16 protein-coding genes are annotated in these 15,840 nt (G+C 59.2%); 7 read left to right on the forward strand and 9 right to left on the reverse strand.

The features are described from left to right. Positions 1-31: 31 nt before the first annotated feature. From ACYQ12_RS01170 to ACYQ12_RS01180, 3 genes are all read left to right on the forward strand, one after another. Positions 32-1,093: a LysR family transcriptional regulator gene (locus ACYQ12_RS01170; RefSeq protein WP_459866484.1), complete on the forward strand. Its 1,062-nt coding sequence runs from the start codon at positions 32-34 to the stop codon at positions 1,091-1,093. Positions 1,094-1,243: 150 nt separating this feature from the next. After that, a complete protein-coding gene (locus ACYQ12_RS01175) occupies positions 1,244-1,864 on the forward strand; it encodes a LysE family translocator (RefSeq protein ID WP_459866487.1) in 621 nt (206 codons plus the stop codon). A 383-nt stretch (positions 1,865-2,247) separates the two neighbouring features. Continuing rightward, positions 2,248-3,087: an AraC family transcriptional regulator gene (locus ACYQ12_RS01180; RefSeq protein ID WP_459866490.1), complete on the forward strand. Its 840-nt coding sequence runs from the start codon at positions 2,248-2,250 to the stop codon at positions 3,085-3,087. On the opposite strand, the gene ACYQ12_RS01185 is transcribed toward ACYQ12_RS01180, so the two are convergent. From ACYQ12_RS01185 to ACYQ12_RS01195, 3 genes are all read right to left on the reverse strand, one after another. After that, positions 3,067-3,660, reverse strand: coding sequence for a LysE family translocator (locus ACYQ12_RS01185; RefSeq protein ID WP_459866493.1), 594 nt, complete (start codon positions 3,658-3,660; stop codon positions 3,067-3,069). The two genes, ACYQ12_RS01180 and ACYQ12_RS01185, sit on opposite strands and share 21 nt — an antisense overlap. Before the next feature lie 102 nt (positions 3,661-3,762). Further along, on the reverse strand, positions 3,763-4,140 hold the full coding sequence (locus ACYQ12_RS01190) for a carboxymuconolactone decarboxylase family protein (RefSeq protein ID WP_459866496.1): 378 nt from the start codon (positions 4,138-4,140) through the stop codon (positions 3,763-3,765). Then, on the reverse strand, positions 4,137-5,120 hold the full coding sequence (locus tag ACYQ12_RS01195) for an aldo/keto reductase (protein ID WP_459866499.1): 984 nt from the start codon (positions 5,118-5,120) through the stop codon (positions 4,137-4,139). The genes ACYQ12_RS01190 and ACYQ12_RS01195 overlap by 4 nt, the downstream gene beginning before the upstream one ends. Positions 5,121-5,167: 47 nt before the next feature. Between ACYQ12_RS01195 and ACYQ12_RS01200 the strand changes: the two genes are divergently transcribed. The 4 genes from ACYQ12_RS01200 (at position 5,168) to ACYQ12_RS01215 (ending at position 7,952) form a co-directional block, all read left to right on the forward strand. After that, positions 5,168-6,115: a LysR family transcriptional regulator gene (locus ACYQ12_RS01200; protein WP_459866502.1), complete on the forward strand. Its 948-nt coding sequence runs from the start codon at positions 5,168-5,170 to the stop codon at positions 6,113-6,115. A 130-nt stretch (positions 6,116-6,245) separates the two neighbouring features. Next, positions 6,246-6,788, forward strand: a complete 543-nt coding sequence (locus ACYQ12_RS01205; protein ID WP_459866505.1) for a GNAT family N-acetyltransferase — start codon at positions 6,246-6,248, stop codon at positions 6,786-6,788. Between the two features lie 155 nt (positions 6,789-6,943). Further along, positions 6,944-7,522: a nucleotidyltransferase family protein gene (locus ACYQ12_RS01210; RefSeq protein ID WP_459866508.1), complete on the forward strand. Its 579-nt coding sequence runs from the start codon at positions 6,944-6,946 to the stop codon at positions 7,520-7,522. Next, positions 7,512-7,952 (forward strand): GNAT family N-acetyltransferase, encoded by a 441-nt coding sequence (locus ACYQ12_RS01215; protein WP_459866511.1) that lies wholly within the window; start codon positions 7,512-7,514, stop codon positions 7,950-7,952. The genes ACYQ12_RS01210 and ACYQ12_RS01215 overlap by 11 nt, the downstream gene beginning before the upstream one ends. A 173-nt stretch (positions 7,953-8,125) precedes the next feature. Here ACYQ12_RS01215 and glmS read toward each other — a convergent pair whose 3' ends face one another. From glmS to atpA, 6 genes are all read right to left on the reverse strand, one after another. Next, on the reverse strand, positions 8,126-9,961 hold the full coding sequence (gene glmS, locus ACYQ12_RS01220) for a glutamine--fructose-6-phosphate transaminase (isomerizing) (protein WP_459866514.1): 1,836 nt from the start codon (positions 9,959-9,961) through the stop codon (positions 8,126-8,128). 12 nt (positions 9,962-9,973) lie between these two features. Next, the gene (gene glmU, locus ACYQ12_RS01225) at positions 9,974-11,338 is read right to left on the reverse strand and encodes a bifunctional UDP-N-acetylglucosamine diphosphorylase/glucosamine-1-phosphate N-acetyltransferase GlmU (RefSeq protein WP_459866517.1); all 1,365 of its coding nucleotides are present in this window, start codon (positions 11,336-11,338) and stop codon (positions 9,974-9,976) included. A gap of 136 nt (positions 11,339-11,474) precedes the next feature. Then, entirely contained in the window at positions 11,475-11,900 is a 426-nt protein-coding gene (locus ACYQ12_RS01230) for a F0F1 ATP synthase subunit epsilon (RefSeq protein ID WP_459866520.1), read from the reverse strand. 27 nt (positions 11,901-11,927) lie between these two features. After that, a complete protein-coding gene (gene atpD, locus ACYQ12_RS01235; RefSeq protein ID WP_459866523.1) occupies positions 11,928-13,304 on the reverse strand; it encodes a F0F1 ATP synthase subunit beta in 1,377 nt (458 codons plus the stop codon). A gap of 49 nt (positions 13,305-13,353) precedes the next feature. Then, positions 13,354-14,223: a F0F1 ATP synthase subunit gamma gene (atpG, locus tag ACYQ12_RS01240; protein ID WP_459866526.1), complete on the reverse strand. Its 870-nt coding sequence runs from the start codon at positions 14,221-14,223 to the stop codon at positions 13,354-13,356. 65 nt (positions 14,224-14,288) lie between these two features. Then, positions 14,289-15,833: a F0F1 ATP synthase subunit alpha gene (atpA, locus tag ACYQ12_RS01245; protein ID WP_459866529.1), complete on the reverse strand. Its 1,545-nt coding sequence runs from the start codon at positions 15,831-15,833 to the stop codon at positions 14,289-14,291. Positions 15,834-15,840: the final 7 nt, after the last annotated feature.

Consider the following 15,840-nt stretch of genomic DNA (forward strand, 5'->3'; position numbering starts at 1 on the left):
CTCCAAACTCCGTACTTCCTTGGATGGCTTCATGCTGTTTGCTTCCGCTCGTCTGCGCAGCAAAGCGCTGCCTGGAAAAGCATTGTCAGGAAGCGGCGAAGGGGGAACAATCGAGTTCTCAATACAACAGTTTTGCGCCATGAGAACGAATCAATATATGGGGCTGATGCCCTATATGGCTGTGTTTGTGAAAGTAGTGGAATGCGGAAGCTTCTCGGGCGCAGCGGAGCGACTAGGCACCACTGCGTCGGCGGTCAGTCGACAGGTGGCGAGTCTCGAGGCGGCGTTGTCGGTGAAGCTGCTCGAACGGACAACGCGCAAGCTGCGTTTGTCCGAGGCTGGCGTCGAAGCCTATGTGAGATGCTGTCACCTCGTTGAGTCGTGCCAAGCGGTTATGGAGGTGACCAGCCGCTTCAACAGCAGCCCTCAAGGGCTCGTAAAGCTGAGCGTCCCGAAGGCGTTCGGCCGAAAGCTAGTCGGCCCACACATTCCGGCTTTTCTGAGGATGTATCCGGATATCAGTGTCCAACTGATGCTGACCGACAACCCGGTCGACCTGATCAGCGATGATTTGGACCTGATGATCAAGATCACTGACATGCCGCCGTTAGGGCTGGCTGCTCGACCGTTGACCAACGTCTGTCATGTCCTGTGTGCCACCGAAAAGTACCTGTCAGAGCACGGCATACCCCTGCATCCCCGTGATCTTGCTCAACATAGCTGCCTATATCTTGGAGAAATTCCGAGCGACAACCGATGGCAGTTTCGGCACAAGGGAACCAATGAGTGCGTGAACGTAACGGTAAGCGGGCGCTTCGTAACCAATCACAGCGAAGCCCGCCTTGACGGAGTTCTGGAAGACCTAGGTATTGGCTGCCTGCCGGTCTTCACGGCGGAAGAAGCACTTAAGAAGGGTCGTATCGTCCAGGTATTGCCGGATTGGCACTACGTCACCTCTTACTTCGGGATGGCCTGGATTCTTTACCAGCCGAACCGCTATCTGTCGCCAAAATGTCGTGTTTTGATCGATTATTTGGCTGCTCGGTTTGCCTCAGCGGATGACGGGGCTAGCACACCGCTACCCAACGGGTAACGCCAGACCAACCGCTATCATCTTCTCAGGATCCAGCACTTCTGAATATGCAGCCGACAGCTTTAGCTCGGAAGCTCGAAGACTCGTACGTTACCTCATGAAGGATACGATGCACTAAAGTGAAATAATCTAAAAACAAGGAGTTTCATCATGTCGTTTGAACTCTGGCTATCGTTTGTCCTGGCCTCGTTCCTGATCATTGCTTCTCCAGGCCCCGCTGTTGCGCTGCTAGTTGCCACTGGTATTAACCAAGGACGCAAGGCTGCCCTGGCCATGCTGCCAGGTTTCTTTCTTGGTGACTTGGTTGCCATGTCTCTTTCCTTTGCCGGGGTCGGTGCACTGCTCATGGCTTCGGCTGAGTTGTTTAGCCTGGTTAAATGGTTGGGGGCAGCCTACCTGGTTTATTTAGGGGTCAGGATGTGGCGTGAAGCTGGGCAGCTGAATGACTTGGAGGCGTCCCGTGCGCGGCTTCATGTAAGTACTGCCAAGGCTTTTCTCGTGACGGTTCTCAACCCAAAAAGCATCCTTTTCTTCATGGCGTTCATGCCCCAGTTTGTGGAGCCGGATCAACCATTACTACCGCAGCTGATAGTCCTCTTCTCAACTTTCCTGTGTGTTGGAGTCGTAACGGATCTGGGCTACACCATGCTCTCTACTACCGGAGGCCAACTGATGACAGCCAGGTTCCGCCGGATCTTGCATCGGTGCGGCGCAAGCAGTTTGGTGGGGGCTGGCATATTGATGGCGGTGATGCGACGCCCGGCTGCCTGAATGAACGCTGGTTCGATAGGTCATACCTCGACTCCTTTCATACCTTCGTCGGTATAGCGGGCGCCTGCCACTGCAAGGCGCGCAATGTCGCGGTCCAGTTGGGCGAGGTCCTCAGCGCTCAGCACGACAGAGAGTGCATCGACGTTTTCCTGCAGGTAGCGCGCGCGCTCTTGCTTGTTGTGTTCTATCCACGTGCAGTCTTCGAAAAGCGGCTACAAGATGCCTGGTCGTGTTTCGAATGGGGGTTAGTAGTCGAACTGGTGGCTAGCGTTGTAGCAAAATCGGTTATTCTTCTTACTAAGAAATGATTGGTTGCAAGATTCGGTAGCCGTGCACAAGCGGATCAAGCAAGAAAGAAGCCAGAGAAATGGTGTGGACTGGACATGAGCACTGAAAGCAAGTCTCTATTTTGGCGAGACGGCCGCCTTCCTCATGTGGAGTTGCGTAAGGTCAGTGATGGACGCCAAGTCTGTTATGCTCCTCATAGCCACACTCAGTGGTCAATAGGCGCCATTACTGGGGGTGAAAGCACTTTTCAGTATCGGAGCGAGCATTACCGGGTACGTGCTGGCGACCTCGTGCTAATGAATCCGCAATGGATCCATGCCTGCAACCCTATTGACGATATGCCATGGGCATATCTGATGCTGTATGTGGATGCCGGATGGCTCACGGATTTGCGGTTCCGTGCGGGTTTACTGCAGGAGGCTCAGTGGCAGGACATTTCTAGGGCTACGATATCCGACCCGCTCTGGTACGAACGCTATTGCCACATGGCGGGCTGCCTTCTCGATCCGCAGCGTGATCTACTGGAAAAGCAAACGGAGGTGGCGGAGTTTCTATCGGATCTGATGCACAAACTTTCCAGACAGCCAGTGGTGAAAGAGCCAAATGCACCGGAGACTCTGAAGATGTTGGCTACCTATCTGGACGACTACACTGCTGAAGATACTTCGCTGGACATGCTTTGCGAAATTTCAGGGTATAGTGCAGGCCACTTGATTCGTGCTTTCAGACAATATTCTGGTATTACGCCCCATGCTTATTTGGTGAACCGGCGGGTAAAGATTGGTCGCCATGAACTGAAAAATGGCACTCCGATTGCAGCAGCGGCCCTTAACGCAGGCTTTGCAGACCAGCCCCACTTCCATCGAACGTTTAAACGGCTGATGGCGGTAACACCAAACCAGTACCGACTCTCCTCACCCGACCAGAAGATATAGACAACTGGCGCCGAGCAGGAGGGCCAATATCCGGTTTACGGTGGCGAGTATCTCTGGCCGCTGAACATATCTGCGAAGGAAAGCACCGGCGTATACCCAGCAGGCCAGCGACAGCCAGCATATTGGCAGATAAATGGTGGCGAACAGTAGAACCTGCTGTAGGTCATTTGCGCTGGTGTATGCGCCGATGCCAGAAGCCGAGGCCAGCCAGGCCTTGGGGTTAAGCCACTGCATCAGAACTCCGGTCCCGAACCCAGGGGCCTTTTCGGTTCTGTTCTCTGGCAGTTGTCCGTTGTCCATGGCCAACTTCAGGCTTAGGTAGAGTAAAAAGACTACGCCTACCCATCTCAACAGGTCTTCAAATACTGGCACCACGCTCAACAGCGAGTAAAGCCCCAGCCCTACGGCAATGAATAGCGCGATGAAGCCTAGCGTGGCTCCGGTAACAAAGATCAGCCCGCGGGAGACGGGGTAGTATGTGCCGTTGCTTAGGCACACAAGGTTAACTGGCCCAGGAGATATGGAAGCCGCTAGCGCAAAGGCAGACATGGGCAGAATCAGGGAAAGGCTCATTGTTGGTATGCTCGATTTCAGGTTGCAGGCGGAGTCTGCCCTGAACGTCGGCTTTGGTATTGAACAAAATTGAGGTCCTTGCCGGTCTGAAAGATAACGCTGCTATACATCCAGTGCTTTTCTGGCCGCAGCGACGCCATTCATGCAGGCAGGGACCCCTGCATAGACGGCCATTTGTAGCAGGATCTCGATGATTTCCTCTCGACTCACTCCGGTATTGAGAGCGGCACGGATATGAAATTCCAGTTGTGCCGGCGCAGTGCCCATCGCGACGAGCGCCGCGACCATCAGCATCTCGCGTGTCTTGAGGTCGATGCCGGGTCGGGACACGACATCCGTGAAGGCAAAGCCCAGCACGATCTCCAGAAAGTCATCGGACAAACTATCGAGATTCGCCGAGACCTTGTCGGGCGCCTCGCGATCCAGCCGTTCGAGAAGCGCCAATGCCTGGGCGCGGCGGGTATTGGTTGAATGGGTCATACCTCGACTCCTTTCATGCCTTCGTCGGTATAGCGGGCGCCTGCAACTTTAAGATGCGCAATGTCGCGGTCCAGTTGGGCAAGGTCTTCGGCGCTCACCTCGACGGAGAGTGCATCGACGTTTTCCTGCAGGTAGCGCTCACGCCGGGTGCCGGGAATCGGCACGATATCGTTGCCTTGAGCCAGCAGCCAGGCCAGCGCGATCTGCGCGGCGGTGCATCCCTTGCGCTCGGCAAGCTGACGAACGACATCCACGATCAAGCGATTGGTGGCCATGTTCTCGGGCGTGAAGCGGGGCATCGAGGCACGGAAATCGCCCTCCTCGAAGCGCGTGTCGCTCTGGAAACTGCCGGTCAGAAAGCCGCGGCCCAGTGGTGAATACGGGACGAAACCGATACCCATTTCCCGACAGGTCGGTAGCACCTCAGCCTCAACGTTACGCGTCCATAGCGAGTATTCCGTCTGCACCGCCGTGACCGGGTGCACGGCATGGGCGCGGCGCAGCGTGGCTGCGCTGACCTCGCACAAGCCGATCCTGGCAATCTTGCCTTCACGGACCAGCGTGGCAAGGCCTTCCATCGTCTCCTCGACCGGCTGATCGAAATCCAGGCGATGCACGTAGAAGAGATCGATGCACTCGATGCCCAGACGGCGAAGCGAGGCCTCGCAGGCCTGCCGCGCATAGGCGGGCGTATTGTCGATCTGTCGCCGGTACTCACCGGGTCGCCGCACGATACCGAACTTGGTGGCGATCTTGACCTTGGCACCGTAAGAGGCGAGAAAACGTCCGATCAGCTCCTCGTTGTGGTGAGGGCCGTACATGTCGGCAGTATCGAAGAAATCGATGCCCAGTTCCACGGCACGCTCGAGCACGCGCAGCGATACCTGATCGTCGCGGGGGCCATAGAACTCGCTCATGCCCATGCAGCCGAGTCCCAGGGCCGAGACTTCGAGATCGTGACCTAACTTGCGTCGTTGCATGTCGCTTCTCCTTGTGAAAGTCAGAAGGAGTATGGTTTTCTGAATTCATGAAAACTACGCGCAAAAACAGAAACCAGCCTTCCGATAATGGAAAGCCGCTCGCCTCGGGTCTGAACTGGGACGATGCCCGGATATTCCTGGCGATTGCCCGTGCCGGCACCCTGAGCGCAGCAGCCAACAGGCTGGGCCTGGGGATTGCGACGGTGTCACGGCGCCTCGAGCGCCTGGAGGCGGCGCTGGGAGTTGCACTGTTCAGTCGCCACCAGAGCGGTTATCAAGTGACCGACGAAGGCGCCGCGCTCATCGCCAAGGCCGAAGCGCTGGAGCAGGCGGGACACTCCTTCGGAGCGGCCGCGCAGGGCCTGGGGGAAGTGACGGGGTGCGTTCGACTCGCCACCGCCGAGAATTTGGCGAATCCGTTGATCGTCCCCTCGTTGGGCACGTTGTTCGCCAGACACCCCGAACTGCGCGTCGAGGTGCTGACGGGCATCCAAACAGTCAACCTGCACCGCCGCGATGCCGACCTGGCGATTCGCATGGTCAGGCCGGAACAGGGGAATGTCACCCTGCGGCGCCTGGGTGGACTGGGATTCGGGTTGTATGGCTCATCCGACTATGTTCTGCAGCGTCAATCCTGGCCTGATGTGGCTAAGTTCGATAAAGACGACTTTATCGGCTGGACCGAGCTGCATCAGCATTTCCCCGCGGCGCAATGGTTGGATCGTGCCCTGGGCGGGCGGACCTGCCGGATCACGACCAGCACCCTGGCCAGCCAGATCTCTGCGGCCAGCGCAGGGCTCGGGCTGGCCGTCCTGCCACATTTCCTGGCCCGGGGGGCCGGCCTGGTCTGTGTCGATGCCGAGCTCGGCGTCGATCAGCCCATCTGGCTGGTCATTCACTCGGATCTGGCCCATTCCCGGCGAGTCCGGGTGGTCGCCGATCATCTAATCGAGCTGTTTCTGGCACATGGGCCGGCGTTGCGAGGGGAAATCTAGGCCACCCCAGAGCCACGAGAATCAAAACGAGGTTGCAGGCCACCTGGCGCAGACCCAACACACGGGTTACGTTCCAGGAAGCTAACCAACCGACTGGAAGCTAACCAACCGGCTGAGAGCGGAAACTGGAATGTTCTATCGGTACATCAATGACGACCTGCAGGTTGCCCTGACCTTGCCAAAGCATGCCGAAGCGCTGTTTTCCTTGACCGACGAGAACCGGACCTATCTGAAGGCGTGGTTGCCTTGGCTTGATGATGTGAAAACGGCCAACGACACAAGACGATTCATCGAATCGAACCTGGAGAGCTTCGCCAGCGGTACGGCTCTGCACGAAGTTCTACTTTACCAAGGCCATCTTGTCGGCGTGCTCGGCTTCAATACGATAGACAATAAGAATCGTATCGCTCAGATCGGTTACTGGCTCGGCAAGGCTCATGTCGGAAAAGGTCTCATGACCTTGGCGGTAGACGACTTGATCAATCTCGGGTTCGAGGAGCTTGGGCTACAGCGCCTCGAAATTCGTTGCGCTACTGAAAACTTCAAGAGTCGAGCCATTCCGGAGCGCCTGGGATTCCAGCATGAAGGCACCCTGCGTAGTGTGGAAAAAGTAGGCGAAAAAACGTATTCGCATGCCGTATATGGCCTGCTACGTGAGGATGTGAAAAATTAAAGGCCAACCGTCGATATGCCCAACGTCGGCTGGCGAAACCAGAACGAACGACTGTAGTCGGGCAAGAACAAGGCCTTGCCCGGCTTACGGCTTCGACTGCCCTTCACTTCACTGTCACCAACTTGCGACTAACCTCCCGAAAGGCAGGACGATGCATGACGATCCCGATAGAGGAAATGTTAATCGCTTGGATCGAGGCGGATCCAGAAAGGAAAGAAGCACTAAAGGTAGCAAGCCAGCTTCAGCTCAACGATTGGAGCCTGGCGGCGGGATTCGTGCGTAATCTCGTTTGGGACAGGCTGCATGGTTATTCAGAGCCCACGCCTTTGGAGGATATCGACCTGATCTATTTCGATCCGACAGACGTCAGCGAGAGGCGCGATAGGCTCCTCGAATCGCGACTTCACGGGATGCTGGGACGGCGCTGGTCAGTTAAGAATCAAGCCCGAATGCATGTACGAAATGATGATACTCCTTACCATTCCATGGCCGATGCAATGACGTACTGGGTTGAGCTGGAAACGGCGGTAGGCGTGCGTTTGACAGGCGGAAAGGCTAATGTTTTGGAAATAGTCGCTCCGTTGGGGCTTGAGTCGTTATTCAACCTTAACGTGACAATGAATCCCAAGAGGAAGAAGCCAAAAGCCTTCGCTGATCGAGTTCAGGGTAAGGGATGGAAGAAAAAATGGCCAATGCTAGTCATTGAAAACAGCAATAAGCATCATGAAATATAAGACAGTGATATCTTTGTCATTCAAGAAATCAGAAGATTCCCGGTTTGCTGAACGAATGATTATTGCCAATATGCAGGCAGACTATCTGCATCACGGCATTGAATGGGATTCAATCCAGTTCAGGCAAAGCTGGCTAGAGACCTGTAATTATCTTCTCGAGGCCGACAAGCAAGTCATCGGTCTGGTGAGAATGAATTTCCAGAATGAATCCTGTTACCTGAACGACTTGCAGGTCATGAAGTCTTGGCAAGGGCAAGGTGTCGGCTCAAAGGCATTGGATGAAGTGTTAAACAGGGCAAGAGAGGCAGGATGCTTGACCCTTCGCCTGAAAGTATTTGCCGATAGCGATGCAGTACGGCTCTATCTCCGCAAAGGCTTGCAAATAGTCAAGCAGGAGGGGCCACTGCTCTTTATGGAAGCGAGATTATAGGCATCTCTGGCACCAGAAACATTCGTTCACGGTAGTGAAGATGACACCCGGTTCCAATGAAAAACCAGTAACCATTGAATAGCCGGTATGCCCAACGTCGGCTGGCGAAACCAGCACGAATGACCGAAGTCGGGCAAGGACAAGGCCTTGCCGACTTCGGCACCGGCCGTCACTCACTCCACGGTGACCGACTTGGCCAGATTACGCGGCTGATCGACGTCGGTGCCCTTGAGTACGGCAACATGATAGGCGAGTAACTGCAGCGGCAATGTATAGACGATGGGCGCCAGAATCTCGTCGACATGAGGCAAGCGCACGATATGCAGATTGTCGGACGGATCGAGCTTGATCTGCTCGTCGGCGAAGACGAACAGTTCGCCCCCCCGGGCCCGCACTTCCTGCAGATTGGACTTGAGCTTTTCGAGCAGTTCGTCGTTGGGCGCCACGGCGATCACCGGCATCTCGCTGTCGACCAGCGCCAGAGGGCCGTGCTTGAGTTCTCCCGCCGGGTAGGCCTCGGCGTGGATGTAGGAAATCTCCTTGAGCTTGAGCGCGCCTTCCAGCGCGATCGGGAACTGCGTGCCGCGCCCCAGGAACAGCGCATGATGTTTCTCGGCAAACACCGCCGAGAGCCGTTCGATCTCGCCATCCAGCGCCAGAGTCTGGCTCATGATACCCGGCAGTTCGCGCAGCGCCTTTACCAGTTGGGCTTCCCGCGCTTCATCACCGCCGCGTATGCGCCCCAAGGCCAGGGTGAACAGCAGCAACGCGACCAACTGGGTGGTAAAGGCCTTGGTCGAGGCCACACCGATTTCCGGTCCCGCCTGGGTCATCAGCGTGAGGTCGGATTCACGCGCCAACGAACTCCCCGGCACGTTGCAGATCGCCAGGCTGCCTACATAGTCACGCTGTCTGGCGAAGCGCAGTGCCGCCAGGGTGTCCGCCGTCTCGCCGGACTGAGATAGCGTCAGGAAAAGCGTGCCCTCGGGAACCACCACGTCGCGGTAGCGGTATTCGGAGGCCACCTCGACCTGCGTCGGCACGCCCGCCAGCCGCTCCAGCCAGTAGCGCGCCACCAGGCCGGCATGATAGCTGGTCCCGCACGCCACGATATGCACCTGACGCACCCCGGCAAACAGGGATTCGGCCTCGACGCCGAAGCTCTTGATCAGCACGTGGCGCTCGCTGACCCGTCCCTGAAGCGTGGCCGCCACGACCTGGGACTGCTCATGAATCTCCTTGAGCATGAAGTGGCGGTAGCCCTCCTTGCTGGCACTGCCACTGCCGTGCTCGAAGACCTGGACGGGCCGCTCGACACTCTGCTGCTGCATGTCGAAAACTTCGACATGCCCCCCTCGGGAAAGACGCGCCACGTCTCCTTCCTGCAGGTAGATGAAGCAGTCCGTGACCTGCAGCAGGGCCAGCGGGTCGGAAGCCAGGAAAGCTTCGTCGATCCCCACCCCGACGACCAGCGGACTGCCCTTGCGCGCGCCGATCACCACGTCGGGTTCGGCCTTGTGAATCACCGCCAGGGAATAGGCACCCTCGAGTGCGGCCACGGTGTGCTGCACGGCGACCAGCAGATCGTGGGTACGCGTGTATTCACGAGCCAGCAGGTGCGCCATCACCTCGGTATCCGTTTCGGAAGTGAACACGTAGCCCTGGGATTCCAGCTCGGCCTTGAGCACCTCGTAGTTCTCGACGATGCCATTGTGCACCACCGCCAAGCTCTCGCCGGAGTAGTGCGGATGAGCGTTCTGCTCGCTGGGACGGCCATGGGTCGCCCAGCGGGTATGCGCGATGCCCACGCCACCCTTGAGGGGCGCCTGGGAGAGCTTTTCCTCCAAGGCCATGACCTTGCCTGCCGCCCGCTGGCGATTGAGGCGCGCCTCGCCCGAGAGCACGGCCATTCCGGCCGAGTCATAGCCGCGATACTCCAGCCGTCTGAGCCCTTCGAGGAGAATGTTCTGTACGTTGCGTTCCGCAACAGCCGCCACGATTCCACACATGCGATCTTCTCCTCAGGATTGCGTCTTGCGCGGTCGACGCCAACCCGCCTTGCTGATCTGGCGACCTCGCGCTACGGCGAGCGCGTTCGCCTCGACATCGCGGCTGATGGTCGATCCCGCACCGATGGTGGCACCGTCTCCCACCGCGACCGGCGCCACCAGCGCGGAGTTGGAGCCGATGAAGGCGTTATCGCCGATATCGGTGCGATGCTTGTTGGCGCCATCATAGTTGCAGGTGATGGTGCCGGCACCAATGTTGACGTTACGCCCCAGGCGGGCATCTCCCACATAGCTCAGGTGATTGATCTTGCTGCCCTCGCCGACCTCGGCGTTCTTGGTCTCGACGAAATTGCCGACCTTGGCGCCGCGGGCCAGGCGGGTACCGGGACGTAGCCGGGCGAAGGGGCCGACATGATTGCCTCCCGTTGCCTGGGCGCCATCGATCACGCTGTGCGCTTCGATGACGCTATCCTCGCCGAGACGGCTGTCGCGGATCACGCAGTAGGGGCCGATGCGCACGCCATCGGCGAGTTCGACTTCACCTTCAAACACACAGCCGACATCGATCTCGACATCACGGCCACAGCGCAGCGAACCGCGAACGTCCAGGCGCGCCGGATCGGCCAGGGCCACGCCCTCGCGCATCAGACGCTCGGCCTGGTCGCGCTGGTAGGCACGTTCCAGCCTCGCCAGTTGCAGGCGATCGTTGACGCCTTCGACCTCGACGGGTGAAGCGGGCGCTACCGTGGTCACGGCCACGCCATCGGAAACCGCCATGGCAATCACGTCGGGGAGGTAGTACTCGCCCTGGGCATTGTCCGCCGAAAGCCGGGGCAGCCAGCGTCTGAGCTGTTCGGCAGTGGTGGCCAGTATGCCGGTATTGCACTCTTGAATGTCGCGCTGCGCCTCGCTGGCATCCTTGTGCTCGACGATGGCAGTGACATGTCCTTGCCCGTCCCGCACGATACGCCCGTAGCCCGTGGGATCGTCCAGCGTCACGGTGAGCAATCCCAAATGGGTCTCGTCGGTCTCGGCGAGCAGGGCCGCAAGCGTGTCGCGACGAATCAGCGGCACATCGCCATACAGGACCAGCACCTTGCCATCGCCCAGCGCTTCGAGCGTCTGCGCCACGGCATGCCCGGTTCCCTTCTGCTCGGCCTGGAGCGCGAAATCCAGCGTCTTGTCGGCCAGCGCTTCACGCACTTGCTCCGCGCCATGGCCCACGACCACATGCAACCGGCCGACCTCGAGCGAGTCAGCGGTCTCGATGACATGGCGTATCATCGGCTTGCCGGCGAGTCGATGCAGTACCTTGGGCTTGGCCGAACGCATGCGAGTCCCCTGACCCGCGGCCAGTATCACCACATCCAGGGCCATGCGATTTCCTCGTCCATTGAAAGTGTCTCCATTCTAGCGCCGCTCCGGCGGCATACCAATCCATCATCGTTTCGCCAGGTACTGAAACGACAAGGGCGGCCCGAAGGCCGCCCCGTCATGGACCGCGAGAACGCGCTCAGCCCCTGCCGCCTCGATTGCGCAGTTGCTGAATGGTCCGCAGCTGAGCCATGGCCTCGGCCAGCTCCGCGGCTGCACGCGTGTAATCGATATCGGACTGCTGGTCGTTCAGATGACGCAGCGCCTCCTGACGCGACTCCTCGGCGGAAGCCTCATCGAGATCATGGGCACGCAACGCCGTATCCGCCAGCAGTGAAACGATATCCGGCTGTACCTCGAGGAATCCTCCCGTCACGTAGAAGAGCTCCTCCTCGCCGTTTTCGCGAATGATCCGCACCGGGCCCGGCTGCAGTTCTGTCAGCAGCGGCGCGTGTCCGCGCAGGATACCCAGATCGCCCATCTTGCCGGCAGCGACGATCTGCTCGACGCTGCCCGAAAAGATGGCCTTCTCGGCGCTGACGATTTCGCATTGGAAGCTAGCCATACCTGTTTCCTCTTCCGGTGGACGGCCTTACTTCATGTTGCTGGCTTTCTCGACAGCTTCGTCGATGGTACCAACCATGTAGAAGGCCTGTTCCGGCAGCTCATCGTAGTCGCCGTTGAGGATACCCTGGAAGCCACGGATGGTCTCCTGGAGGGAGACGTACTTCCCGGGAGCCCCGGTGAACACCTCGGCGACGAAGAACGGCTGGGACAGGAAGCGCTGGATCTTACGCGCCCGGGCCACGGTCTGCTTGTCCTCGTCGGACAGCTCGTCCATGCCCAGAATCGCGATGATGTCCTTGAGCTCCTTGTAGCGCTGCAGCACGTTCTGCACGCGACGCGCCGTGTCGTAGTGCTCGTCGCCGACCACCAGCGGATCGAGCTGGCGTGAGGTGGAATCTAGCGGATCGATGGCCGGATAGATCCCCAACTCGGCAATCGAGCGCGCCAGTACCACGGTGGCATCCAGGTGGGCGAAGGTGGTGGCCGGAGACGGGTCGGTCAGGTCGTCCGCAGGCACGTAGACCGCCTGTACGGAAGTGATCGAGCCGGTCTTGGTGGAGGTGATGCGCTCCTGCAGAACGCCCATCTCCTCGGCCAGCGTCGGCTGGTAACCTACCGCGGACGGCATACGGCCCAGCAGTGCCGAGACCTCGGTTCCCGCCAGGGTGTAACGATAGATGTTGTCGACGAACAACAGCACGTCGCGGCCTTCGTCGCGGAACTTCTCGGCGATGGTCAGACCGGTCAGCGCCACGCGCAGACGGTTGCCCGGCGGCTCGTTCATCTGGCCGTAGACCAGCGCTACCTTGTCGATAACGTTGGACTCGGTCATCTCATGATAGAAGTCGTTCCCTTCACGGGTCCGCTCACCCACACCGGCAAACACGGAGTAGCCGCTGTGCTCGGTGGCGATGTTGCGGATCAGCTCCATCATGTTGACGGTCTTGCCCACACCGGCGCCGCCGAACAGGCCGACCTTGCCGCCCTTGGCGAACGGGCAGACCAGATCGATGACCTTGATACCCGTCTCGAGCAGCTCGTTGGAACCGGCCTGATCCGCATAGCTGGGCGCCTTGCGGTGGATGGGCATGCGCTCCTTCTCACCGATGTCGCCGGCTTCGTCGATCGGCTCGCCGAGCACGTTCATGATACGTCCCAGCGTCTCGGTACCTACCGGCACGGAGATCGGCGCACCGGTCTCCTCGACGACCAGTCCGCGACTGAGGCCTTCGGTGGTGCCCATGGCGATGGCACGCACCACGCCGTCTCCCAGCTGCTGCTGGACTTCCAATACTGTCCCGGCGTCCGAGACTTTCAGCGCTTCGTAGACCTTGGGCACTTCGTCCCGCGGAAACTCTACGTCAATCACCGCGCCGATGATTTGTACGATACGTCCGCTCATCTTGGTTCCTCTCAAACCTGCAAATGAAACCTGCTTGGCCAAGCCGTGCTTACACCGCTGCGGCGCCGCCGACGATTTCCGAAATTTCCTGGGTGATCGAGGCCTGACGAGCCTTGTTGTAGACCCGCTCCAGGTCGCCGATCAGATCACCGGCATTGTCGGTCGCGTTTTTCATCGCGATCATGCGCGCCGCCTGTTCGCAAGCCGCATTCTCGACCACTGCCTGGTAGACCTGCGATTCGACGTAACGCACCAGCAGTTGATCGAGCAGGGACTTGGCGTCCGGCTCATACAGGTAGTCCCAGCTTCCGGGACGGTCTTGTTCATCATCGTCCTGACCGGCGGCGAGGGGCAGCAATTGCTGCACGACCGGCTTCTGAACCATGGTGTTGACGAACTCGTTGTACACCACGTAGAGCCGATCCAGACGTCCTTCGTCGAAGGCGTCGAGCATCACCTTGACGCTACCGACCAGATCCTGGGCCTCCGGGGCTTCGCCGAGACCACTCTTGGCTGCCACCAGGTTGCCGCCATGATTGCGGAAAAAGGTACCGGCTTTCTTGCCGATCGAGGCGAAATCGGCCTCGACGCCCTTGTCGCGCCATTGCTTGGCGTCTCTGACCACTGCCTTGAACACGTTGATGTTGAGACCGCCGGCCAGGCCGCGATCGCTCGACACCACGATATAGCCCACACGTTTCACGTCACGATCGATCATGTAGTCGTGACGATACTCGGGGTTGGCCTTGGCGATATGGCCCACGACCCTGCGGATCAGCTTGGCGTAAGGCTGGCTGGCCGCCATGCGATCCTGTGCTTTACGCATTTTCGACGCAGCGACCATCTCCATGGCGCTGGTGATTTTCTGCGTATTCTTGATGCTCCCGATCTGGGTGCGTATCTCTTTTGCAGCTGCCATCGCGATCTACCTCATTCATGCCGCTCAGATGGGTCATAGGCCCGGCGAGTGCCGGGCCGCATGGTTTACCAGGTCTGAGTGGCCTTGAACTTCTCGACGCCTTCCCGGAGACCCTGCTGGATCTCTTTGTCGTAGTCGCCGGTCTGGTTGATCTTGTCGAGCAGTTCACCATGCTCGGACTTCATGTAATCGCGCAGGGCGCGTTCGAAGTCGAGCACCTTGTTGACTTCGACATCATCCAGGAAGCCTTCGTTGGCGGCGTACAGCGACAGGGCCATCTCGGCAACCGACATCGGCGAGAACTGCTTCTGCTTCATCAGTTCGGTGACGCGTTCGCCATGCTCGAGCTGCTTGCGGGTCGCTTCGTCGAGGTCGGAAGCGAACTGCGAGAACGCTGCCAGCTCTCGATACTGAGCCAGCGCCAGACGCACGCCGCCACCGAGCTTCTTGATGATCTTGGTCTGGGCCGAGCCGCCGACACGGGATACCGACAGACCCGCATTGATCGCCGGGCGAATCCCCGAGTTGAACAGGCTGGTCTCGAGGAAGATCTGGCCGTCGGTGATCGAGATCACGTTGGTGGGTACGAACGCCGAGACGTCGCCGCCCTGAGTCTCGATCAGCGGCAATGCGGTCAGCGAGCCGGTCTTGCCTTTCACTTCGCCGCCGGTGAACTTCTCGACGTAGTCGGCATTGACGCGCGAAGCGCGCTCGAGCAGACGCGAGTGGAGATAGAAGACATCGCCCGGATAGGCTTCACGGCCCGGCGGACGACGCAGCAGCAGGGAAATCTGGCGATAGGCCCAGGCCTGCTTGGTCAGGTCATCGTAGACGATCAGCGCATCTTCGCCGCGGTCGCGGAAGTATTCGCCCATGGAGCAGCCGGCATACGGCGCCAGGAACTGCATGGCGGCCGGATCGGCGGCACCGGCGGAGACGACGATGGTATGCTCCATCGCACCGTGCTCCTCGAGCTTGCGTACCAGCCCGGCGATGGTCGACTGCTTCTGTCCGATCGCCACGTAGATACAGGTGATGCCCTTGCCTTTCTGGTTGATGATCGCATCGATGGCGATCGCCGACTTACCGATCTGGCGGTCACCGATGATCAGCTCACGCTGACCGCGGCCGATCGGCACCATGGCGTCGATCGATTTCAGGCCGGTCTGGATCGGCTGGTCGACGGACTGACGGCTGATGACGCCAGGCGCGACCTTCTCGACCGCATCGGTGAGCTTGGCGTTGATCTCGCCCTTGCCGTCGATGGGGGTGCCCAGCGCGTCGACCACGCGGCCAACCAGCTCGGGACCTACCGGCACCTCGAGAATGCGCCCGGTGCACTGAGCGGTCATGCCCTCTTCGAGCTGCTGGTAATCGCCGAGTACCACGGCACCCACACTGTCGCGCTCGAGGTTGAGCGCCATACCGTAGATGCCGCCGGGGAATTCGATCATCTCACCGAACATCGCATCGGCAACACCGTGGATCTGCACGATGCCGTCGGAGACGCTGACGATGGTGCCCTGATTGCGGGCTTCGGATGCGACATCCAGCTTCTCGATGCGCTGTTTGATGATGTCGCTAATCTCGGAAGGATTCAGTTGCTGCATGCCATGT

This window comes from Halomonas shantousis (genome assembly GCF_054654615.1).

Bases quoted from the DNA above. Each gene is read 5' to 3' on its own strand.
- ACYQ12_RS01200 (WP_459866502.1), top strand. From the start codon at position 5,168: ATGAAAACTACGCGCAAAAACAGAAACCAGCCTTCCGATAATGGAAAG.
- glmS (WP_459866514.1), bottom strand. From the start codon at position 9,961: ATGTGTGGAATCGTGGCGGCTGTTGCGGAACGCAACGTACAGAACATT.
- ACYQ12_RS01205 (WP_459866505.1), top strand. From the start codon at position 6,246: ATGTTCTATCGGTACATCAATGACGACCTGCAGGTTGCCCTGACCTTG.
- ACYQ12_RS01195 (WP_459866499.1), bottom strand. From the start codon at position 5,120: ATGCAACGACGCAAGTTAGGTCACGATCTCGAAGTCTCGGCCCTGGGA.
- ACYQ12_RS01230 (WP_459866520.1), bottom strand. From the start codon at position 11,900: ATGGCTAGCTTCCAATGCGAAATCGTCAGCGCCGAGAAGGCCATCTTT.
- ACYQ12_RS01170 (WP_459866484.1), top strand. From the start codon at position 32: ATGCTGTTTGCTTCCGCTCGTCTGCGCAGCAAAGCGCTGCCTGGAAAA.
- atpG (WP_459866526.1), bottom strand. From the start codon at position 14,223: ATGGCAGCTGCAAAAGAGATACGCACCCAGATCGGGAGCATCAAGAAT.
- atpA (WP_459866529.1), bottom strand. From the start codon at position 15,833: ATGCAGCAACTGAATCCTTCCGAGATTAGCGACATCATCAAACAGCGC.
- glmU (WP_459866517.1), bottom strand. From the start codon at position 11,338: ATGGCCCTGGATGTGGTGATACTGGCCGCGGGTCAGGGGACTCGCATG.
- ACYQ12_RS01175 (WP_459866487.1), top strand. From the start codon at position 1,244: ATGTCGTTTGAACTCTGGCTATCGTTTGTCCTGGCCTCGTTCCTGATC.
- ACYQ12_RS01185 (WP_459866493.1), bottom strand. From the start codon at position 3,660: ATGAGCCTTTCCCTGATTCTGCCCATGTCTGCCTTTGCGCTAGCGGCT.
- ACYQ12_RS01215 (WP_459866511.1), top strand. From the start codon at position 7,512: ATGAAATATAAGACAGTGATATCTTTGTCATTCAAGAAATCAGAAGAT.
- atpD (WP_459866523.1), bottom strand. From the start codon at position 13,304: ATGAGCGGACGTATCGTACAAATCATCGGCGCGGTGATTGACGTAGAG.
- ACYQ12_RS01210 (WP_459866508.1), top strand. From the start codon at position 6,944: ATGACGATCCCGATAGAGGAAATGTTAATCGCTTGGATCGAGGCGGAT.
- ACYQ12_RS01190 (WP_459866496.1), bottom strand. From the start codon at position 4,140: ATGACCCATTCAACCAATACCCGCCGCGCCCAGGCATTGGCGCTTCTC.
- ACYQ12_RS01180 (WP_459866490.1), top strand. From the start codon at position 2,248: ATGAGCACTGAAAGCAAGTCTCTATTTTGGCGAGACGGCCGCCTTCCT.